At 33.7% G+C, this 21,021-nt stretch carries 23 protein-coding genes and 1 other annotated feature; of the genes, 4 read left to right on the forward strand and 19 right to left on the reverse strand.

The genetic code is table 11. The features are described from left to right. Window positions 1-200: 200 nt before the first annotated feature. On the forward strand, window positions 201-839 hold the full coding sequence (locus tag AC1RP4_RS06835) for a DUF998 domain-containing protein (protein ID WP_481761897.1): 639 nt from the start codon (window positions 201-203) through the stop codon (window positions 837-839). A 275-nt stretch (window positions 840-1,114) separates the two neighbouring features. Here the strand turns inward: AC1RP4_RS06835 and mprF are convergent, their stop codons facing one another. The 18 genes from mprF to AC1RP4_RS06925 form a co-directional block, all read right to left on the reverse strand. Next, window positions 1,115-3,724, reverse strand: a complete 2,610-nt coding sequence (mprF, locus tag AC1RP4_RS06840; RefSeq protein ID WP_481761896.1) for a bifunctional lysylphosphatidylglycerol flippase/synthetase MprF — start codon at window positions 3,722-3,724, stop codon at window positions 1,115-1,117. A 594-nt stretch (window positions 3,725-4,318) separates the two neighbouring features. Then, complete coding sequence (gene rplL, locus AC1RP4_RS06845; RefSeq protein ID WP_409021534.1) at window positions 4,319-4,687, reverse strand: 50S ribosomal protein L7/L12; 369 nt, start codon at window positions 4,685-4,687, stop codon at window positions 4,319-4,321. A gap of 69 nt (window positions 4,688-4,756) precedes the next feature. Then, entirely contained in the window at window positions 4,757-5,263 is a 507-nt protein-coding gene (gene rplJ / locus AC1RP4_RS06850; protein ID WP_481761895.1) for a 50S ribosomal protein L10, read from the reverse strand. Between the two features lie 34 nt (window positions 5,264-5,297). Next, window positions 5,298-5,413: a sequence feature (ribosomal protein L10 leader region), on the reverse strand. A 63-nt stretch (window positions 5,414-5,476) separates the two neighbouring features. Further along, on the reverse strand, window positions 5,477-6,160 hold the full coding sequence (gene rplA / locus AC1RP4_RS06855) for a 50S ribosomal protein L1 (protein ID WP_409021536.1): 684 nt from the start codon (window positions 6,158-6,160) through the stop codon (window positions 5,477-5,479). A gap of 105 nt (window positions 6,161-6,265) precedes the next feature. Beyond that, window positions 6,266-6,691, reverse strand: a complete 426-nt coding sequence (gene rplK / locus AC1RP4_RS06860; RefSeq protein WP_409021537.1) for a 50S ribosomal protein L11 — start codon at window positions 6,689-6,691, stop codon at window positions 6,266-6,268. Window positions 6,692-6,805: 114 nt separating this feature from the next. Further along, window positions 6,806-7,663, reverse strand: coding sequence for an alpha/beta hydrolase (locus AC1RP4_RS06865; RefSeq protein ID WP_481761894.1), 858 nt, complete (start codon window positions 7,661-7,663; stop codon window positions 6,806-6,808). Window positions 7,664-7,695: 32 nt separating this feature from the next. Continuing rightward, window positions 7,696-8,247, reverse strand: coding sequence for a transcription termination/antitermination protein NusG (nusG, locus tag AC1RP4_RS06870; RefSeq protein ID WP_409022813.1), 552 nt, complete (start codon window positions 8,245-8,247; stop codon window positions 7,696-7,698). A gap of 115 nt (window positions 8,248-8,362) precedes the next feature. Next, window positions 8,363-8,542, reverse strand: a complete 180-nt coding sequence (gene secE, locus AC1RP4_RS06875; RefSeq protein WP_057974232.1) for a preprotein translocase subunit SecE — start codon at window positions 8,540-8,542, stop codon at window positions 8,363-8,365. Between the two features lie 10 nt (window positions 8,543-8,552). Next, on the reverse strand, window positions 8,553-8,702 hold the full coding sequence (gene rpmG / locus AC1RP4_RS06880) for a 50S ribosomal protein L33 (protein WP_057974231.1): 150 nt from the start codon (window positions 8,700-8,702) through the stop codon (window positions 8,553-8,555). A 121-nt stretch (window positions 8,703-8,823) separates the two neighbouring features. Continuing rightward, window positions 8,824-9,432, reverse strand: coding sequence for an RNA polymerase sigma factor (locus AC1RP4_RS06885; RefSeq protein WP_481761893.1), 609 nt, complete (start codon window positions 9,430-9,432; stop codon window positions 8,824-8,826). A gap of 68 nt (window positions 9,433-9,500) precedes the next feature. Beyond that, entirely contained in the window at window positions 9,501-10,025 is a 525-nt protein-coding gene (locus AC1RP4_RS06890; protein ID WP_481761892.1) for an NYN domain-containing protein, read from the reverse strand. A gap of 2 nt (window positions 10,026-10,027) precedes the next feature. Continuing rightward, complete coding sequence (gene rlmB, locus AC1RP4_RS06895) at window positions 10,028-10,786, reverse strand: 23S rRNA (guanosine(2251)-2'-O)-methyltransferase RlmB (RefSeq protein WP_481761891.1); 759 nt, start codon at window positions 10,784-10,786, stop codon at window positions 10,028-10,030. Beyond that, window positions 10,767-11,189, reverse strand: coding sequence for a Mini-ribonuclease 3 (locus AC1RP4_RS06900; RefSeq protein WP_409021543.1), 423 nt, complete (start codon window positions 11,187-11,189; stop codon window positions 10,767-10,769). The genes rlmB and AC1RP4_RS06900 overlap by 20 nt, the downstream gene beginning before the upstream one ends. Beyond that, window positions 11,189-12,598: a cysteine--tRNA ligase gene (gene cysS, locus AC1RP4_RS06905; protein ID WP_481761915.1), complete on the reverse strand. Its 1,410-nt coding sequence runs from the start codon at window positions 12,596-12,598 to the stop codon at window positions 11,189-11,191. Before cysS ends, AC1RP4_RS06900 begins: the two co-directional genes overlap by 1 nt. 258 nt (window positions 12,599-12,856) lie before the next feature. Continuing rightward, on the reverse strand, window positions 12,857-14,350 hold the full coding sequence (gene gltX, locus AC1RP4_RS06910) for a glutamate--tRNA ligase (RefSeq protein ID WP_481761890.1): 1,494 nt from the start codon (window positions 14,348-14,350) through the stop codon (window positions 12,857-12,859). 128 nt (window positions 14,351-14,478) lie between these two features. After that, window positions 14,479-15,591, reverse strand: a complete 1,113-nt coding sequence (locus AC1RP4_RS06915; RefSeq protein WP_481761889.1) for a PIN/TRAM domain-containing protein — start codon at window positions 15,589-15,591, stop codon at window positions 14,479-14,481. Window positions 15,592-15,607: 16 nt separating this feature from the next. Beyond that, window positions 15,608-16,978: a DNA repair protein RadA gene (gene radA, locus AC1RP4_RS06920; protein WP_409021546.1), complete on the reverse strand. Its 1,371-nt coding sequence runs from the start codon at window positions 16,976-16,978 to the stop codon at window positions 15,608-15,610. Between the two features lie 101 nt (window positions 16,979-17,079). After that, window positions 17,080-17,616, reverse strand: coding sequence for a dCTP deaminase/dUTPase family protein (locus AC1RP4_RS06925; RefSeq protein ID WP_481761888.1), 537 nt, complete (start codon window positions 17,614-17,616; stop codon window positions 17,080-17,082). Between the two features lie 112 nt (window positions 17,617-17,728). Between AC1RP4_RS06925 and AC1RP4_RS06930 the strand changes: the two genes are divergently transcribed. The 3 genes from AC1RP4_RS06930 to AC1RP4_RS06940 all read left to right on the forward strand — a co-directional run bounded on the left by AC1RP4_RS06930 (window position 17,729) and on the right by AC1RP4_RS06940 (window position 20,229). Then, window positions 17,729-18,013: a GNAT family N-acetyltransferase gene (locus AC1RP4_RS06930; RefSeq protein WP_481761887.1), complete on the forward strand. Its 285-nt coding sequence runs from the start codon at window positions 17,729-17,731 to the stop codon at window positions 18,011-18,013. 20 nt (window positions 18,014-18,033) lie between these two features. Further along, window positions 18,034-18,735: a ribose-5-phosphate isomerase RpiA gene (gene rpiA, locus AC1RP4_RS06935; protein ID WP_481761886.1), complete on the forward strand. Its 702-nt coding sequence runs from the start codon at window positions 18,034-18,036 to the stop codon at window positions 18,733-18,735. Between the two features lie 159 nt (window positions 18,736-18,894). Then, window positions 18,895-20,229, forward strand: a complete 1,335-nt coding sequence (locus tag AC1RP4_RS06940) for a C1 family peptidase (RefSeq protein WP_481761885.1) — start codon at window positions 18,895-18,897, stop codon at window positions 20,227-20,229. Window positions 20,230-20,260: 31 nt separating this feature from the next. On the opposite strand, the gene AC1RP4_RS06945 is transcribed toward AC1RP4_RS06940, so the two are convergent. Further along, entirely contained in the window at window positions 20,261-20,944 is a 684-nt protein-coding gene (locus tag AC1RP4_RS06945) for a 2,3-bisphosphoglycerate-dependent phosphoglycerate mutase (protein ID WP_481761884.1), read from the reverse strand. Window positions 20,945-21,021 lie beyond the last annotated feature (77 nt).

A 21,021-nucleotide genomic window follows, 5' to 3' on the forward strand; every position in this document is an offset into this window, starting at 1 on the left:
TTATATCAAAAATATTGTTCATAAACTAGTTAACACTTTATCATTATATCTAAAATAAGGCTATCTAAATCGATATATCTTGGTATTATCTTAATTATAATTAAGAAGTGTCATTTTTAATTAGCCTTTTCGTAAACAACTATTACTTAAATAAGTTATAATAAAATTATCATATAAATAATTAGAATTGGGGATCTATAATGAATTTTTTAAAGAAATATGGTTTTTATTTAATGGCACTTGCCGTTATAAGTGAGTGGATTTTGCCTTTAGCATTAGCACCATTTGTACCTGGTTATTTGCAATTCACTAATTTAATTAGTGATTTTGGGGAAGTTGGCGTTCCAACTCATATGGCATTTAAAGTTTGGGAAGTTATAAATGGACTTCTTTTCTTACTTTCAGCACCAGCTTTCTATGAATATTTTAAAGGTACGTCAAAAAAATTAGCCAGCTGGTTTACCGCTATGTTAATTATTTTTAGTATGACCGATTGTCTTTTAACAGGAATTTTCGATCGTGCACTCACATCAAATACACAAAGCATTACGGGTATGATCCACAATTATTCGTCAGGCATTGGCGACACCGCTCTTTTGATTAGTATGTTTTTTTTATTAAAACTCTATCAAAAGCAAGGTAAAAAACTAATTACAACCCTTTTATTAGTTGCCTTTATTATTTCACTAGGAATTCAATTTTTATTTGTTTATCCAAGAATTATGCCAGATTCACAATTTAAAATTCCTTATCGTGGTTTGTGGCAACGTTTAAATTTATGGTTACTCTATATGCCATTTTTATTAATCTCTATCAAAAATATGTTTAAAAAAAGATAATACTAATTAATGAAATGCCTCACAATTATTAGACATAAGTCTAGTAATTGTGAGGCATTTTTATATCTAAATAATCGAGTAAGAAAGCAATCATCATACGCAGTTTCCAGACTAAAAGTACGTTAAATTAACTATTTGTTCACTACATTTAGAGTTTCTTTTGCTTCATAACAAACGTATTTCTTGCAAATTAAAAGACATAATTCCGATATTTTACCGGAATTATGTCTTGGTGTCTCAAATAATATATATCTCTACCCTTTTAATATACTATATTATCTAATATTCTTTATTAAAAACTTCATTATAGGGCTAGGCATTCTATCCTTTTTATCTACTGATTTTTTTTGATTTACAACTGCTAAAATCTGTAATAACGTAAAGGCAATCGAACTACGTTTCCTAAATGAAATATATTTTGGCTGCCATTTAGTTACATATTTATTTTTATACTTCTTTAGTCCCTGGAAACCATAAAAATGATACCCATATTCATAAATTAAATGAGCTATTTTTTCTTCCGCAAAACTAAATTTAGATTCACCTACATTCGACAATGGTGCCATACCCATATCGAATAATTCATAGCCGCCTTCTTTTGCTTGTTGAAAAAGGCTAATAAAGATTTTATCCATAATACCAGATGGCGCTTCTTCTCTACTATATCTCATCAAATCAATCGATAAGACCCTATTATTTCCGGTTGGCATCATTGTCGCAAAGGCAACCTTATGTCCCTCAGAATCATTAATAATAGCAATAGGCGCTTGATTAAGATAATATTCATCGAAAAATCCTAAAGAAAATCCTTTTTCAGCTTGTCCATTCAGCCAACTATCAGATATTTTTTTCAATTCTTGAATAGTTTCCTTTGAATAAGGGGGCTCGATCATTGCAAATGTATAGTTTTCTCGTTCAAATTTATTCATTAAAGCACGTTCAGAACGTCTTTTTTTACCAGCCAATTCAAATTCAGCTACTCTAACAAAACCTTCTTCACCCGTTTTAATGAAATCAAATCCAACTTCATGTAACATCATTGTTAACTTCGCATCAACTTCATAAAAAACTAATTCTAATCCTTCAATATCTGCGTCAACAATAAATTGATTAATTGCTTCACGAATAAACTCATGATTACCAACAGGTTCACCCATAACCACTAATTTATTCGATTTTTTTTGATAAAGGAAAAATACTTCGTCCTGTCCATCATTTTGATAGAAATAAACATTTTTATCCTTTAAAAATGAAAGATGACTGACTTCATTACCACCATAAGTATCAATTACATTTTTAACACGATCTGCTGGAAAATCTTGCTTACCAAATCGTTTATCCTTACCAGATAAGTACGTAAATGCAATCCATAACACCACAACTGCAGAAAGTAAACCTAGGAATCCTGATAGCCATATCTTTTCTGAAGGAAATAAGAATACATCTGGAACTTTACCCTTAAAGTGGAATTCTGGCATGTTATAGAATCCTACGATTGTGTATAAAATGAATGTTCCAGCAAATATACTTCCATCAATTAATAAACGGCCCCATGAATATTCAAATCTTTCACGATAAAATATTGGTTTAGATAATAGTGCACAAATGAGAATGATAGTTAAGAAAATAAGTATTGTTACTGAGAAATCATGCCACAATGTATTAGCAATACCCACGACAACAAAGATAATCATTGGCCAATAGACACGTTTAACTTTAGATTCAATACCTCGACCAATCCCAATCATTAAGAATGCAAGTATAATATTACTCATTTGATGAATGAAATAAAAGGTATAAGGATATAAGTAATTAATAATTGGATTAGTAAATGTAAATTCTGGAACCGTTGAAGCAAGTAATAAGATGATACCTGTCATATAGAAAAATAACACAAGTATAAAATGTGCTACTCTACTGAGTAAGATAACTGGTAGTCCATTTAAGTACTCATTAAGACGATGTCCTGAATCTTTAACGAATAATAATACCCCCACTAAGAATGGGAATATATAATAAAATAATCGATAAAACAATAACCAGATAACAGCTGTGCTATCCTGTACACCTAATGTTTGTAACCCTAAAATCATAAAGACATCAAAAGAACCTAACCCACCCGGAATCATTGAAATAACACCGATAATTGATGCGATAATAAATAACGGGAAGACAGCAACTAAATTAGATGTATCAACATTCATCATAAATCCGATATAAATGAAAAATAAACCAGCAGATCCCCATTCTAAGGAAGAGCCAAGTATTAACGTTAGTTCACGACCTAATGTTAAATCTGCAAAAAATTCTGAATCTCTTGTCTTTGTAATAATAAAAACAATTGGAAAATATAGGCCACCTAATAACAACCAGACCCAATACTGTCCGAATTGTGGTCCAATATTTAATCCAAAAATCATGAATAAAGAAACCCAACAATATAGTGATAGACCCGCAACTAAAAATAATGCTATTTTTGATATAGCAAATAGCACCTGTTTTTTAGACGCATTTTTACTATAAAAATTAGCTCTAAGTGATGCACCTAGTAGGCCACCAAATCCTGCTATGTTAGTCATTGTATTCGTTATCCAACCGCTTTGAAGAATGTATCGCCAAGAATACTTTTCTGGTAAAAATTTAACCATGACAAAATCATAAATCATCATCGGAAGGACAGCAATAAATCCAATTACCAACATTAATATAATGGATTTTACTGACTGTGATTCAAAACTTTGCTGAACTTGTTCACCATTTATATCCTTAAATATTTGTCCAACTTGGATAATAACAAAAATTAAAACTGATAAAACAAATAAAAGCTTAATTGCTGTTAATCTTTTTTTAATAAATTCATTACACGTACTAATTATTTTTTTCATTTTTTGAATCCCCCGATTTATTTTTTGTTACTTATACTCCCCCCGGAATATATAATACTATTTTTTCTTTTGTTCTACGTAACCTTCATTTCACAATAAAGTCTATATCGTTAATAAAATTAATGTAGTCTATGTAAAATTTGGTATAAAATAACTAACATCACCATAAAAATAATTTGCTTCGATCTAGTTACTATTTCTAAATTAACTCTTTTATCTACATACTAACTAATTTTAAATAAGCGCTGGTGATCATGCCAAACTGTGGACATTAATAAATAACTAATGATGTATATAGAAAAAGTTTAACATTAATTAATAATTCGACGAATTTCTAATTTTAAAGAGATTTCAAACGCTAATATTGGAATAGTTATCGCTATCCTTTAAATAGACGCTTCTAATTATGTTCGTTTATAGCTTACCCCCTCTACATTTTGTCCATTTTATTCAATATTTTTTCAGATATATGTTTATTTAAATACCTTACCACGATTTATTAACATAACCAAACATTTTGCAAAAAAATAGCACGATGATTTCCAATAAATTGGAAATCATCGTGCTTAAAATTATTCAAAAATAAAAATATTATTATTTGAGAGTAACTACTGCGCCAACTTCTTCTAAAGAAGCTTTCATTGCTTCAGCTTCGTCTTTAGAAATACCTTCTTTGATAACTGATGGAATGTTATCAACTAAACCTTTAGCGTCTTTAAGGCCTAAACCTGTAATTTCGCGAACGGCTTTGATAGCTTTAACTTTTTGGTCGCCAGCTTCTGTTAATTCAACAGTAAATTCTGATTTTTCAGCAGCAGCTTCGCCAGCACCAGCGCCAGCAGCAGCTACAGGAGCAGCAGCTGAAACACCGAATTCTTCTTCGATTGCTTTAACTAAGTCGTTTAAATCTAAAATGCTTGCTTCTTTTAAATCAGCAATGATTTTTTCTGTATCTAATGACATGTGTGTATCCTCCATTTTATGTGTACGATTTTGTGTGTACCTTTAGGTACCGATCATAGATGCTAAGTATTAAGCAGCAGGTTCTTCGTCTTTACTTTCTGCAACAGCGTTAATTGCATAAGCAACGTTGCGAACAGGTGCTTGTAATACTGAAAGTAACATTGAAAGTAAGCCATCACGACTAGGTAATGTAGCAAGAGCGTTAATTTCTTCTAACGTTGCAACTTTACCTTCAATGACACCACCTTTAATGCTAAGTGCTTCAGCAGTCTTAGCAAAATTAGCCATAATACGTGCAGGTGCAACAACATCTTCGCTAGAAAATGCGACTGCAGTAGGTCCAGAAAATACTTCTTCCATACCTTCATACCCTGCTTTTTCAGCAGCACGTACTAAAATCTTGTTTTTGATAACTTTCATTTCAACGCCTGCTTCGCGTAATTCCTTACGTAATGCAGTCACTTGTTCAACCGTTAAACCACGGTAATCCACAACAACTGCAGATGCAGCGTTATTGAATTTTTCAGTTACTTCATCCACAATTAATGCTTTTTGTGCGATAAATTCTTTACTCATAATTGATTCACCTCCTGTAGTCGTGTCAGAGCTTTTTTACAATAAAAAAACTCCGTGTCCACCAAGACACAGAGAGAGTAATACTTCACTCCTCGGCAGGTAAATTAAGGCTTGCGCCACCTGAGTCTTCGGTAGAATCATAAATTAATTGACTTCCATAAATTTAACACAGTTAGATATATGGGTCAACTAAAGAAATTTAATTATCTAATATTAGTTTTGAGCCAAGTTTAAGCTTGGACCAAATGTTGTAGCAACAGATAAATGTTTGATATAGCCACCCTTAACTGATGATGGGCGAGCTTTAACAATAACATCGTTGATAACATCAAAGTTACCAATTAATGCTGCATCATCAAATGATACTTTACCAATTGGAACATGAACATTTCCATCTCTATCAGTACGGTAAGTTACCTTGCCGGCTTTAGATTCTGAAACTGCTTTTTCAACGTCCATTGTAACAGTACCTGTTTTAGGATTAGGCATTAAACCTTTAGGTCCTAAGACACGGCCTAAACGTCCAACTTGGGCCATCATATCTGGTGTTGCAATAGCAACATCAAAATCTAACCAGCCACCAGAAATACGTTCAACCAAGTCATCATCACCAACAACGTCAGCGCCGGCTGCAAGTGCAGCTTTAGCTTTATCGCCTTTAGCGAATACAACAACAGTTTGGTCTTTACCAGTACCATTTGGAAGTACAACAGCCCCACGTAATTGTTGGTCTGCTTGTTTTGTATCTAAGTTTAAGTTGTAAGCAAGTTCAATTGTAGCGTCAAACTTAGCAAAGTCCATTTTCTTAGCTAATGCGATTGCATCAGTAATTGAATAGTTTTTACCTTCTTCAACTTGTTTTAAAGCGTCTTGATAATTTTTACCTTTTTTAGCCATCTTGAATTTTCCTCCTTGCAATATGTGGTCTAACGGATAAACCTCCCACTTGATACATCTATTTTCATAGAGTATCCGACCGAGAAGCGTGTTTGTAGTTAGGAATTAACCTTCTACAACGAATCCCATGCTTCGTGCAGTTCCTTCGATCATGCGCATTGCAGATTCAACACCTGAAGCGTTTAGATCTTGCATTTTAGTTTCAGCGATTTGTTGAACTTGAGCACTAGTTACTGTTGCAACTTTTTTAGTGTTAGGTTCGCCAGAACCACTTTCAACGCCTGCAGCTTTCTTTAAAAGAACTGCTGCGGGTGGTGTTTTTGTAACGAAATCGAATGAACGATCTTCGTAAACACTAATTACAACGGGAATTAACATACCAGCTTGGTCAGCTGTACGTGCATTGAATTCCTTTGTAAAGCCCATGATATTAATACCAGCTTGTCCTAATGCAGGACCAACCGGTGGAGCAGGAGTTGCTTTCCCTGCTGGAATTTGTAATTTAACGACGTTTGCTACTGTTTTAGCCACGTGACATACCTCCTTGTAAAATCCGTGCGTGGTAAATGGAGATATAAATTTCTCCTCCCACTGTATGCAGAACATACTAATATAATATAACACCCAGATGGGTTCCACGCAATCTTATTTATGCTTTTTCCATAAAAATGTGTAAATTGATTCATCAACTCGTTTATTTTCATGTAATAATCTGTGTGCTGCTCTTCGACCGCTCACAATAAGTTCCTGATAATTAAGCTGATTTTCAACTAAATAGCGAAGTGATAAAACACTATTAATGGAAACAGCGCCATCATTGCCATTTTTCAAATCGCCAGCAATATTTAAAAATTGTAAATTCTCCGGTAGATGCTGCATTGCCTTTTCAAAATACTGGTAGAGTGAAGTCGTTTCCACTGGACCTTTATCAGTTAAAAATAAATCTTCAATGATAGGCGTATTTTGTGCTACATTATGATCATTGTATGGTGCACCAATTGAAATGGCATGTGCCACCATTGGGACATCAGTCATATCTCTGTATTCTGTCATATAGCGTAATATACTGACACTACCCATTGAATGCCCAACAAAATCGACCTTTTCAATGGCATAAGCGCCATATAAAAATTGCATAATATAATGTAACCATAAGCTTTGTTTTTCAACAGGAGCTATATTATTTTTAAATAAAACTTGAATGAATGGTTGCGCAGATCTTAATTGACCTTCAACATGTAAACTACCATTATCATCAACTATGATAACCATATCTTTACGACCATAGCCTGCTCGTTCAAAACGGGCAATCATTGGGCCAAAAGAAAGTCGATTACCACTATAACCGTGAACAAATAGTGTTGGGGTCATCTTGTCGCTAGGTACAATTGGATCAGAGGCATCAATTGAAACATGCCCTAATCGTCTAAATTTATTCCCAATGAAAAAACTTGTGCCTGCTCCTAGACCTAACAAGCCTATCTTCAAAAGTCCCTTAGTCATTAAATCACCTTCTACTTTTGTGAGTTATCACCCTAGCCTAATAATTTATCTACTTGATCAAAGTTCAATTCTGTACTTGTTTCACGACCAAACATATCAATATCAACTTTAAGTTTTAATTTTTCATTATCAATTTCCGTTACTTTACCGATAAGGTTAGCAAATGCACCTTCAATAATTGTGACAGATTCACCAATTTCAATGTCCAATTCTTGATGACGAGCACTCATACCCAAACGACGAAGAATCAATTCTACTTCTTCAGGTAATAGTGGTGCTGGTTTACTTCCGGCCCCATGAGAACCAACGAACCCAGTTACGCCTGGTGTATTACGAACAACATACCATGATTCATCTGACATACCCATCTCAACTAAAACATATCCAGGGAATGTTTTCTTCATATCTGTTTTTTCTTTACCATTTTTAACTTCACGTTCTTCTTCTTCAGGAACAACTACACGGAAAATAAAATCTTCCATACCCATTGATTGTGCACGTGATTCAATATTTGTTTTAACTTTATTTTCGTAACCAGAGTAAGTATGTAAGACATACCAACTTTTTTCGATTGATTCCATTATATATATCTCTCCTTAAATTATCAGCTTCATTTTTCTCAAACAAAAAAAACTCCGCATCAACGAAGTTTTCTCACTTGTGTCATTATATCAAAACATCAGTTAAATAGCTATTCTTCTATGAAAATAGGGTTAAGAATGCAGAAGCACCTGAATCAACAATCCAGAAGAAAATCGCAAACATAATTGCAGTTACAACAACAGTTGTTGTATCACGACGTAGTTCCTTACCTGTTGGCCAAGTTGTTGCTTTAATTTCTACGATAACACTTTTAAGAAATGCATTAATTTTTCTCATAACTATCCCCCTATTTTGTTTCACGATGTAACGTATGTTTATTACAATATTTACAAAATTTATTTACTTCTAAGCGTTCGGTTCTGCTCGGTTTTGCAGCTACAATATAATTTCGTGAGCCACAAACGATACAAGCCAATGCTACTTTTCTTTGTGCCATGACTTTTTCTCCTTAATGTAAAGTTAACTAACGCTAACTTCGACTAACATTTTTAAAGAATACACTCATTTTACATTAAAAGAAAGAAAAAAGGAACCACCCTCTTTTCTTTCTTTCCTAATTATCGATTTTCTTTAAAAAATAACCCAAGCTTACTCTTACACCTTGAGATAGATCCTAATACCTTTTTCATATCGCACTCTAAAATAAGCGCAATTTCTTCTGGCTTTTTCATTTGATAATAAAGTAAAACAAAAGTACTTCTTTCTAACTCTGACAATTTCAATTCAAAATCATCCAATTTTTCTTGAAGGATAATTCTGTCATCTGCCAATATCTCACAATAAAACGAAGGCCGTTCACATTCACCATAAGTTTCTTCATATCGTTCCAAAGAATGCGAGTTCGCATCAGACAGCCTTTTAGTCGCTGATTGTTTGCGAATTAAACTAAAAATACAATTCGATAGACTGGTTTTAAAATACTGTCCAAACGTAATTCCTTTGTTCGGTTGGTAATTTTTTAATGCTTTAAAACAAACAGCTCTAGCCTCTTGTAAAAAATCTTCAGTATCCCATAATTTTAGATAGTATTTACGAATCATCGAATAAACCATTGGACGATATCGTTCAAATAACGGTTCAAATTTATGTTCTGCACCTAATTTAATTTGGCAAATCAATTGAAAATCTGTTTCGTTTTCAGTACTCCGGTAAGTTTCATCTAACAAGTAGACTCTCCATATCCGGGTCTCCATTTTTCAATATACCAAACATAATGACTGATTACAACAGTTGCTTAGTCATGTGATAGGTGATCACGCAATTCAGCCAGACTATCTAATTGTTCTGAGTCCCATGGTGAACGACGAACCGATGCCTCCGTTTGATATTTTTTGGCTTGTTGAGCAACTTCTTTTTTAGATTCATTAATGTCTTTGTATAACTCCCATGCAGGAATTCTTAATGCACCTTGTGAGAAAATAGTCCACTGTTCTGCTTGATCACTCGTTGCAACAGTTACCTGTGTGAGTTTAGTCTGTAACTCACCTATCATTGCTTCAATATAACTATCAGCCGTCTGACCCTCTGCTGTCCAAATAATCTCTAATCCATATTTTGTATAACTCTTTGATAGTCCTGGAACATACATTGCATCAAAGACAACGATTAACCGAGAGTCAATCTGTTTATGATAATTTGATAATTTGTGCAGTAGCAAGTCACGTGCTTCATCAAGTCGCTCTGATTGTTTCAATCGATTTAATTCTGGCCAATTACCAATCATATTATAGGCATCTACAACCAAAATTTGCTTTTTCATTATTATTTACCCCTAGAAGTAAATCCTTGATAAATAAGTAAACTGGCTGCGACACTGGCGTTTAAACTTTGAACGTGTCCAACCATTGGAATAGTCAACATACCATCACAAGCTTTTTTCAATAACGGTGAAATACCTTTACCTTCGTTACCAATTACGAGGGCTGTGGGTCCTTTAGCATCCCATTCACGATAATCTTGTCCATCCATATCTGTTCCGAAGACCCATAATCCGGCCTTTTTCAATTCATTTACAGTATTTACCAAATTAGTTACGCGAGCAACTGGCATATATTCAATTGCACCTGTTGACGTCTTAGCAACTGTTGACGTTAAACCGACTGCGCGACGTTTTGGAATAATAATTCCATGTACACCCGCAGCATCGGCTGTTCTCATAATTGATCCTAAGTTATGTGGATCTTCAACATTATCTAAAATAAGGAAAAATGGTGGTTCATCTTTATCAGCTGCACTTTTGAAAAGATCTTCAATAGTTGCATATTCAAATGCGGCAACTGCTACAATAACGCCTTGGTGATTTTGTTGATCTGATAATAAATCTAATTTACTTTTAGGAACTAGTTGTGTGATAATACCTTTTTTCTTAGCTAACTGTTCAATACCACTTAAAACATCTGATTTTAATCCAGTTTGTAAAAATAATTTGTTAATTGATTGATTACTTTTTAACGCTGCTTCTACAGGGTGACGACCAATAATAAAATCGCCAGCCTCTTCACTACTTCTTGGTTGTCCCATTTAAGTTCTCCTTTTCAACGGTGTTAATACACCATTTTGCCAATTCGGCCAATCTATCGTTTTGATTACTCAAAAATAAGTAGCCAAACAATGCTTCAAATCCAGTTGAAATACGATACGTTATTACTGATGTATTTTTAGCTGAAGTATGACTTTTAGCATTACGTCCACGTTTAAAGTAGTCTATTTCTTCTTCAGTTAAAATATTATTTTCTGTCATTTTATCTATCAAGAAAGCTTGTGCTTTGGCTGATACATAATGTGTTGCTTGATGGTGTAATTGAGTTGGTCTTGTAAGTCCTTGTACAAGTAAGTGTTTACGAACAAATACTTCATAAATACCATCGCCCATATAAGCTAACGCAATCCCATTCATTTGTTGATAATCTGCATTATTTTCCATTAGTCTTTTCTCCATCTAGTTCCTTGTGGTGTGTCTTCCAAAATAATTCCTTCTGCTGCAAGTTGATCTCGAATTTCATCGCTTTTTTGAAAATCTTTTTGTTTCTTAGCTTCTATTCTTTGTGCAATTAATTTTTCAACTCTGATATCTAGAGCATCAGCTACTTGTCCAAAAGCTAATCCAAAAACTGATGTCATTTCTTTAAAAATTTCTAACAAGTGATTAATTGAATCTCGTTCCACTTGTTTGTTTTCAGAATAGACATTCATTTTCTTAGCTAAATCATAGATAACTGCAATACCATTTTGTGAATTAAAATCATCATCCATAGCAGTTTCAAAATTGGATAAGCTCTCATTAATTTGATTTTCTATTAATTTATTTTCTCCTGAAATAGCATCGTTCAATCGATAAGTTAAGTTATCAAATGCTGTTTTCAATTTATTTAAATTATTAGTCGCTTCATCAATATTCGCTTGGCTATACTGAATTGGACGGCGGTAATGCGTTGTTGCCATAAAGAAACGGATAACTTGTGGATTGACTTCTTTAATCATATCATGCACCGTAACAAAATTACCTAGTGATTTACTCATTTTTTCATCATTTTCACCAATTGTTACAAATCCATTATGCATCCAATAGTTAGCAAATTTTTGACCCGTTTCAGCTTCACTTTGAGCGATTTCATTTTCATGATGTGGAAACATTAAATCCTGTCCACCACCATGAATATCAATCGTTGGACCTAGGTATTTTGTTGCCATTACAGAACACTCAATGTGCCAACCCGGACGGCCCTTACCAAATGGAGAGTTCCAAGAAAGATCATCATTTTTGACTGATTTCCAAAGTGCAAAATCAATTTCATCTTCTTTTCGAGCCGTTTCTTCAGTATCAACATGCTGACTGGCACCTTGTTCTAATTCGTTGATATTTTGATCAGATAATTTACCATAATCTGGAGATTTACGCGTTCTAAAATAAACATCCCCATCAGATACATAAGCATAACCTTTATCAATTAAATTTAATATAAATTGAATGATATCATCAATATTTTCTGTCGCCTTTGGATTTTTAGTTGCTGGTTCAATCGCCAATGCCTTGGTATCTTCCATGAAAGCAGCAATAAACTTATCGGCTAATTGTTGAACTGTTATATGGTCTTCTTTAGCAGCTTTGATCATTTTATCATCAACATCTGTAAAATTAGATACATAGTTAACTTTAAAATGACGATATTCAAAATATCGACGAATTGTATCAAACGCAATAGCACTTCGCGCATTTCCAATATGAATATAGTTATAAACGGTTGGCCCGCAAACGTACATACTAACTTTCCCAGACACAAGTGGTTTAAAAACCTCTTTTTGATTCGTTAATGTATTATAAATTGAAATCATTTTATCACCCGCCATTTAATCTTTTTGTTAAAAAAAGACGTCTTTTATATACTTATAAAAGACGTCTTCAACGTTGTTCCACTCCTTAAGATGTAGTGAACCTACATCCAACAATGAGTTAACGTTCATTACACGACTATAATTACTTTGTTCATCATAGCATTTTAAAGAGGCACTTCACAACTAACGTTTGTTTTCTCACATCACCGAAAACTTTCTAAAAAACGCCAATAAGTTGTTACTCTCTCTTATCAAAAATTATTTTGTATTCATTTCTTCTAACGTTTTGTTCAAATGAGCTAATGCTTTTTCACGACCAAGCAATTCGATTGATGCTGGTAGTTCTGGTCCATGCATTTCACGCGTTGTTGCAATACGGATTGGCATATATAATTGACGACCTTTAATTTTTGTATCTTTTTGAATTGATTTAATTGTTGCTTGGATAGCAACAGCATCAAAAATATCAATCGTTTTAATGCGTTCAGCAAATTCTTTTAAAACTGTTGGTGCTGTTTCAACAGCTAACTCTGCCTTTGCTTCATCATCAAGAACAGGTGGTTCGCTTAAAAATACTTCTGCCATTTCAGTAATTTGACCTGTATATGACATTTGTTGCTTATAAAGGCTAATTAATTTACGAGCCCATTCAATTCTTTCTGCACTTGGATCAGCTTCAATTTTACCATCTTGAATTAATTGACGTAAAGCCAAATCCATTACTTTATCTTCATCAGCTGTTTTAATATATTGATTATTAATCCATTCTAATTTTTTACCATCAAATGAAGCTGGTGACTTGCTTAAACGTTTAGGATCAAACATTTTAATCAATTCTTGGCGAGAGAAAATTTCACTTTCGCCAACTGGTGACCAGCCTAATAAGGTAATGAAGTTTACCATAGCTTCTGGCAAGTAGCCTAATTCACGATATTGTTCAATGAATTGGAGAACATTTTCATCACGTTTACTTAATTTTTTTCCTGTTTCTGTATTGATAATTAATGTCATATGTCCAAAGATAGGTGCATCCCAGCCAAATGCTTCATAAATCATCAATTGCTTAGGCGTATTGGCAATATGGTCATCCCCACGAAGAACATGCGTAATTTCCATCAAGTGATCATCAACAACAACAGCAAAGTTATATGTTGGCATACCATCACGTTTTTGAATAACAAAATCGCCACCAATAGTATTGGAATCAAAGGTAATTTCACCTTTAACAATATCTTTAAATTCGTATTTTTTGTTTGCTGGAACACGGAAACGAATAACAGGTGTTAAACCGGCAGCTTTTGACTCTGCAATTTTAGCAGTAATCTCATCATCAGACATACCTGCATATTCGTATTCATAATGTGGCATTTCATTACGTGCTTTTTGAGCATCACGGTCTGCTTCGAGTTCATCTTCTGTTTTATATGACTCGTAAGCTAAATTTTTATCCACTAATTCTTGGATTAATGGTAAATAGATATCTTTACGTTCTGATTGACGATAAGGACCAAATTCTCCTGGTTTGTCAGGACCTTCATCCCAATCCATGCCTAACCATTTTAAGTTATCTAGTTGGCTGCGTTCACCATCAGCAATATTTCTCTTTGTATCAGTATCTTCAATACGGATAACAAAAGTACCCTTTTGACTTCTCGCAAATAAGTAATTAAATAGAGCGGTACGAGCATTTCCAATGTGTAAATGTCCAGTTGGACTTGGTGCATATCTGACACGAATTTTATTTTTAGCCATGATAACGCCTCTTTCTTTTTTCTGTATTTAGTTACTACGATATAAACCGTTTATTTAAGGCTTTATTCAACTAATCTAGTTTACAATGAATCGGATAAAAAATAAAGCCAATAATCTTAGTATTGACTTTATTTCTTATCGTTTATTTTTTTCATTGAATGTAATGGTTTTGCAAAAATCATTCTTCCAGCATCCGTTTGAAGTGCACTTGTAACGACAACGTCAATTGATTTGTTTAGGAAATACTTTCCTTCTTCCACGACAACCATTGTTCCATCATCCAAATAAGCAACACCTTGTTGACGCTCAGAACCATTTTTTATTACCATAACATGTAATTGTTCTCCAGGAATAACCCGAGGTTTCAATGATTTAGCTAGTGCATTTACATTCAAAATCTGGACATTTTGAAATTCGCTAACTTTGTTTAAATTAAAATCATTTGTGACAATAACCCCATCAATCGTTTTAGCTAATTTAATTAACTTACTATCTACTTCTTCAATTTCTTCAAAATCACCTTCATACATTTCAATCGGCATGATTTTTTCATCTTGAAGTTTATTTAAAATATCTAATCCTCTACGACCCCGAACACGTTTGATACTATCAGCTGAATCTGCAATATATTGGAGTTCATATAAAACAAAATTAGGAACTAATAATGTTCCTTCAATAAAGCCAGTTTTAATCAAATCATAAATCCGGCCATCAATTAAGATATTTGTATCTAATATTTTATATTCATGATAATTATCATTGACATTACGGTCTAGTAAACTACTTTCAACGACATCACTTTTCTTATTTTTTGATGCAAATAATTTACGCCAATCCTCCAAACGATTAGTTCCTATAACAAAACCCAAGTATCCAAGTAAAAATAGTAACAAAACGGGTACAATTGTGTTCAATAGCCATATTTCTGATCGATAGAATGGTGTTGAGATTAAAATTGCAATAACCATACCAACAATAGTTGAAACACTCGCTGTTAGTAGCATCATTGGGCTTTGATTAGTTAAATAATTTTCAATATTTGCCAGTAATTTTTCTAGTGGCGTTATGATAAATAAAGATAGAATAAGAGCTAAACCGACACCTATTAAAAAATTAACAACACTATTATTTAATATACCAATCTCCGCAATACTCACTAATTTCCAAAAAAGTGGTAGCAAACTAACACCAATTCCACCGCCGACTAGTGCAACAACACCTTTAATAATATTTCTACGCATTGACAACTCCTCCTTTCTAACTAAACACTACTTTTAGTGCTTCGCTTAGTGTAGCAACACCAACAACTGTAATTCCTTTAGGTGGTGTCCATCCTGATAAATTATTTTTAGGAATAAAAATTCGTTTAAATCCAAGCTTTTGTGCTTCAGCAACCCGTTGTTCAATCCGATTAACACGTCGAATTTCACCAGTCAATCCAATTTCACCTACAAAACTGTCTGCAGGGTCTGTTTCTTTATCTCGATAACTTGACGCAATACTAACAGCAATCGCTAAATCAATAGCTGGTTCATCTAATTTTACGCCACCAGCCGCCTTAAGATAAGCATCCTGGTTCTGTAATAATAAACTTGCACGTTTTTCAAGAACGGCCATTATTAATGACACACGATTGTGATCAAGCCCTGTAGTTGTACGCTTCGCCGTTCCGTAAACTGTTGGTGTGATTAATGCTTGAACTTCAACCAAAATAGGTCGTGTTCCTTCCATAGATACAACAATAGCAGAACCTGTTGCGCCAGCCAAACGTTCTTCTAAGAAAATTTCTGATGGGTTTGCAACTTCAAATAACCCACCTTCACGCATATCAAAAATTCCAATTTCATTTGTTGAACCAAATCGGTTTTTAACAGCGCGTAAAATACGGAACGTGTGATGCATATCTCCTTCAAAATAAAGGACTGTATCAACCATATGTTCCAAAATTTTGGGACCAGCAATTGCACCACCTTTTGTTACATGTCCAACAATAAAAATCGTAATACCATTCGTTTTAGCAATTTGTAATAATTCAGCAGTTACTTCTCGAATTTGAGAAACACTGCCAACTGCAGCAGACATTTCTGGTTCTTGCATTGTTTGAATTGAGTCAATGACTACGTAATCAGGATTTAATGTCTCAATATTTTGACGAATATTACCCATATCTGTTTCAGGGTAAAGATAAAATTTCTGACCTCCAACACCGAGGCGCTGTGCACGCATTTTAATCTGAACAGCACTTTCTTCACCAGAAACATATAAGACAGTTCCGCCAGTTTGGCTTAGTTGACCAGAAACTTGTAAAAGTAATGTTGATTTACCAATGCCTGGATCACCACCAATTAAAACTAATGACCCGGGTACAACACCACCACCAAGAACACGATTTAATTCACCTAACTCAGTTTCAACACGTTCTTGTTCTGCCATTGAGATATCATCTAATAGTTCTGGTTTAACAGAAGCTCCAGTAAAACTGACACGAGCTTTACGATCTGCTTTTTGTGATTGTTCACGCTCTTCTACCATCGTGTTCCATTCGTTACAGTTAGGGCAACGACCCAAATACTTTGGTGAGGTGTATCCACAGTTTTGACATACAAATTGCGTTTTTACTTTTGCCATACAAACTCCCCACCCTTTCATTATAAATTCTATTGTTAATATTTTATCACATAAACGACAACCTGTAATTTCAATTGAAATTCTTAATCATTCTATAATAACTATTTACCTGATGAACCAAATCCGCCAATACGTTTTGTAGCGGTCACCTTTTCATTATCAACAGTTAAATAGGGCATAAAAATCCCTTGGCCTATCCGATCTCCTTTTTTTACCATTTGATCTTTTAAACTAAAATTAACAATTTGTATGAAAATTTCACCTTCATTTTTTTCGTTATTATAGTAATCAGAATCAATAACACCAATTCCATTTGGTAAAATCAGTCCACGTTTTAAGGGGCTACTTGAACGATTTGCTAATAATAAAAATTCATTATCTAGCATATACGCTTTAATTCCTGTGGGAATTAAATAAGGTTTCAAAATTTTATTTGCTTGAATGAGCTCTTCTTCAGCCACCGATTCACGATGCCTAATTAGCCATAAAACCTTTAAAAATCCACTTTTCCAGATTGAAGGTAATGTAAAATCTTCAGCTGCAGCTAAGTCATATCCTGCCGAAGTTGTTGTTGATCGAACGGGTAAGTCAATTTTCCCTGCATATTTAGTAACAATTTCAAATCCTCTTGTTTTCATTTGTTTATCCCCGTAATCTGTTTACTTTTTATCTTACCTCATTTATGACATAAATGGCTAGTTTTTGGGCATTTTTTAATGGTATAATTACATTCAAAGGGAAGGTGTTCAAATGGATTTCCAACTAAATGAAACCGATTTACGCGTGTACAACGTTAATGACGAGTTAATTAGTCGAATTAGTTTTACCATGATTAATGCTAATCAGACAATGGTCATTGAACATACTTGGGTAGCTGACAATCAGCGTCATCAAGGGCTTGCAAAAAGTACAACTGATTACTTAATTAAACAAGTTATTCTAAATCAGCAAACTATTTTACCATTATGCCCTTATACAAAGTTTTATTTTAGTGAACATCCAGAACTTTTAGAATTAATTTATACACCTAAATAAAAAATAGGAGAGTGACACACATGAATCAAGACAATTTAAAAAAATTAGTTGGACAAAAAGCTGTCGAGTTTATTAAAGACGGTATGGTTGTTGGACTTGGTACAGGCTCAACCGTTAAATTTATGGTAGATGCATTAGGTCAACGTGTTAAAAATGAAAACTTATCAATTATCGGTGTTTCAACATCAATTAGAACTGAAGAACAAGCAAAATCACTTGGTATTCCAGTTAAATCAGTTGATGAAGTTGACCACATTGATTTAACAATTGATGGTGCAGATGAAATTGATGACCATTTCCAAGGTATTAAAGGTGGCGGTGCTGCTCATTTATTTGAAAAAATTGTTGCTATTAATTCAAATCAAAATATGTGGATTGTTGATGAAAGTAAAATGGTTCATACGTTGGGTAAATTCCCTCTTCCCGTTGAAGTTATCCCTTACGGTAGTCATCAATTATTCAAAAAATTAGAAGCTAAAGGATTTAATCCCAAATTTAGAACTGTTGATAATGAAAATGTTTTAACTGACTCTAAAAATTTTGTCATCGATTTATATTTAGGTGAAATAAACGATCCTGCTAGCATACAAGATTATTTAGCTAAACAAGTTGGTGTTGTAGAACAAGGTCTATTTTTAGATTGTGTAAATACGGTTATCGTTGGACGTCAAGATGGTCCTGAAGTTTTACACGCACGTTCTGACACCTTTACAATTAAATAATTCTAAAGAAGAGCTAATTTTTATTGGCTCTTTTTAAATACGCAAATTGATTTTATTTAAAAATGAGAATTTTCTTTTCTTTTTAACATTGTTTACTAATCTAACGAGATATATTATAATAGCCACAGTACTTAAATCTTATATAGGAGTGTGATTTTTTTGACACAATCAATTAGTTCAGAACAACTCGCAAAATTCCAAAAAAATTTACATGCACGTGAAAGCCATGAAGTTATTGAACGTGCCGTTACAAAAAATGGTATTTTAGCAAATAGTTACGATTTAAAAGCCCAAGCTAAAATGGAACCTGTTTTCTCAATTGATCTGGATGTTGGTAATGTTTCTAACCAAAAGCAATCAGGTCGTTGTTGGATGTTCGCCGCATTAAATACAATGCGTCATGACATGAAAACAAATTTTAAAGTTGCCAAAGATTTTGAATTGTCACAAAATTTCACTTACTTCTGGGATAAACTTGAAAAAGCAAATTACTTTTATCAAAATGTTCTTGAAACAGCTGATAAACCAACTAGTGACCGTACCGTTTCATGGTTAATGACAACTCCACAACAAGATGGCGGCCAATGGGATATGATCGTTGCAATTATTGAAAAATATGGTGTTGTTCCTCAATCTGTGATGCCTGAAACATATAATAGTTCTAAATCAAGCGAAATCAATTCAACTTTAAACTTAAAATTAAGAAAAGATGCTGTTGATTTACGTGAACTCGTTGCTGCCGGAACAAGTTCAAAAGAAATTGAAGTCGTCAAAGAAGCTAAACTTACTGAAATTTATCGTTTATTAGCATACAGTTTTGGTGAACCTCCTGCAACATTTGACTTTGAATATCGTGATTCTGATAATGAATATCATATTGATAAAAATTTAACACCAAAAACATTCTATGAAAAATTTATCGGTTGGGACTTAGATGAATACGTCTCAATCATTAATGGTCCAACAGATGATAAACCTTACAATAATATGTACACAGTTGATCGTCTTGGAAATGTTGTTGATGGGCGTCCTATTCGCCATTTAAACATTAACATGGCTGATTTTAGAGATGTTGCCATCAAACAATTACAATCTGGCGAGAGCGTCTGGTTCGGTTGTGATGTTGGTCAATCGTCTGAACGCCAAATTGGTATTATGGATACTGAACTTTATCATAAAGATGAATTGTTCAATATTGATCTAGCTTTATCAAAAGCTGAACGCCTTGATTACGGTGAGAGTCTAATGACTCATGCTATGGTTCTAACAGGTGTTGATTTGGTTAATGATCAAGCAACCAAATGGAAAGTTGAAAACTCATGGGGCGAAAAAGTTGGTAATAAAGGCTTCTTCGTTATGAGTGATGACTGGATGGAAGAATATTGTTATCAAGTTGTCGTTAACAAAAAATTCTTACCAGAAAAATTACAAGCTATTCTAAAAGAAGAACCTAAAGTCCTTGCTCCTTGGGATCCAATGGGTGCATTAGCATAATTAAAAAAGTAACAACAATATTGAATTGTTGTTACTTTTTTTGTGTTAAAATTTTTTTGCTTTTAATTGTTAAATCATCATTTAATGTATACCAAATAGGGACACCATTCGGAACCTCAACGCCATCAATATCTGCATCTGAAATATTTTCTAAATATTTTATCAATACCCTAAGTGTACTGCCATGTGCGACAATCAACTGGTTATTACCTTGTCTTAACTCTGGGGCAATGACATCTTGCCAGTAAGGTAAAATCCGTTTAAATGCCATTTCTAAGCTTTCTGATGTTGGTAAGCTACTTTTAACACGTTGCTTGTACCGTCTATCATTATCAGGTACAGATAAACTAGGTGGGATAGTCGTATAACTACGGCGCCATTGGGCTACTTGTTTAATACCGTAGATACGTTTGGTTTCATCTTTATTTAAACCGCGCAAGGCACCATAATGTCGTTCATTAAGACGCCAATTTTTCTGTATTGGAATCCAAAGTTGATTCATTTCTTCCATCATAATATTACTCGTTTTAATAGCTCGTTTTAAGACAGATGTATGAACCTGTGAAAATTGAATATTTGTATTAAGAATAACTGTTCCTGCAACTCTAGCTTCAGCGATGCCCTTAGCCGTTAATGGAACATCTGTCCAACCGGTGTATTCATTATTTTGATTTGCTAGACTCTCACCATGTCTTACCATGACTAATTCAACCATTATTAAAACCTTCTTCACTCTTCATTAATACTCATTATAACAAAAAAGACTTAAAACAACATTGTTGTCTTAAGTCT

This window comes from Dellaglioa sp. CoH-56-MRSF-10, from assembly GCF_056782175.1.

Excerpts from the sequence above, each read along its gene's own strand:
- AC1RP4_RS06835 (WP_481761897.1), top strand. The coding sequence starts at position 201 with ATGAATTTTTTAAAGAAATATGGTTTTTATTTAATGGCACTTGCCGTT.
- mprF (WP_481761896.1), bottom strand. The coding sequence starts at position 3,724 with ATGAAAAAAATAATTAGTACGTGTAATGAATTTATTAAAAAAAGATTA.
- rplL (WP_409021534.1), bottom strand. The coding sequence starts at position 4,687 with ATGTCATTAGATACAGAAAAAATCATTGCTGATTTAAAAGAAGCAAGC.
- rplJ (WP_481761895.1), bottom strand. The coding sequence starts at position 5,263 with ATGAGTAAAGAATTTATCGCACAAAAAGCATTAATTGTGGATGAAGTA.
- rplA (WP_409021536.1), bottom strand. The coding sequence starts at position 6,160 with ATGGCTAAAAAAGGTAAAAATTATCAAGACGCTTTAAAACAAGTTGAA.
- AC1RP4_RS06865 (WP_481761894.1), bottom strand. The coding sequence starts at position 7,663 with ATGACTAAGGGACTTTTGAAGATAGGCTTGTTAGGTCTAGGAGCAGGC.
- secE (WP_057974232.1), bottom strand. The coding sequence starts at position 8,542 with ATGAGAAAAATTAATGCATTTCTTAAAAGTGTTATCGTAGAAATTAAA.
- rpmG (WP_057974231.1), bottom strand. The coding sequence starts at position 8,702 with ATGGCACAAAGAAAAGTAGCATTGGCTTGTATCGTTTGTGGCTCACGA.
- AC1RP4_RS06890 (WP_481761892.1), bottom strand. The coding sequence starts at position 10,025 with ATGAAAAAGCAAATTTTGGTTGTAGATGCCTATAATATGATTGGTAAT.
- rlmB (WP_481761891.1), bottom strand. The coding sequence starts at position 10,786 with ATGGGACAACCAAGAAGTAGTGAAGAGGCTGGCGATTTTATTATTGGT.
- AC1RP4_RS06900 (WP_409021543.1), bottom strand. The coding sequence starts at position 11,189 with ATGGAAAATAATGCAGATTATCAACAAATGAATGGGATTGCGTTAGCT.
- cysS (WP_481761915.1), bottom strand. The coding sequence starts at position 12,598 with ATGATTTCAATTTATAATACATTAACGAATCAAAAAGAGGTTTTTAAA.
- gltX (WP_481761890.1), bottom strand. The coding sequence starts at position 14,350 with ATGGCTAAAAATAAAATTCGTGTCAGATATGCACCAAGTCCAACTGGA.
- AC1RP4_RS06915 (WP_481761889.1), bottom strand. The coding sequence starts at position 15,591 with ATGCGTAGAAATATTATTAAAGGTGTTGTTGCACTAGTCGGCGGTGGA.
- radA (WP_409021546.1), bottom strand. The coding sequence starts at position 16,978 with ATGGCAAAAGTAAAAACGCAATTTGTATGTCAAAACTGTGGATACACC.
- AC1RP4_RS06925 (WP_481761888.1), bottom strand. The coding sequence starts at position 17,616 with ATGAAAACAAGAGGATTTGAAATTGTTACTAAATATGCAGGGAAAATT.
- AC1RP4_RS06930 (WP_481761887.1), top strand. The coding sequence starts at position 17,729 with ATGGATTTCCAACTAAATGAAACCGATTTACGCGTGTACAACGTTAAT.
- rpiA (WP_481761886.1), top strand. The coding sequence starts at position 18,034 with ATGAATCAAGACAATTTAAAAAAATTAGTTGGACAAAAAGCTGTCGAG.
- AC1RP4_RS06945 (WP_481761884.1), bottom strand. The coding sequence starts at position 20,944 with ATGGTTGAATTAGTCATGGTAAGACATGGTGAGAGTCTAGCAAATCAA.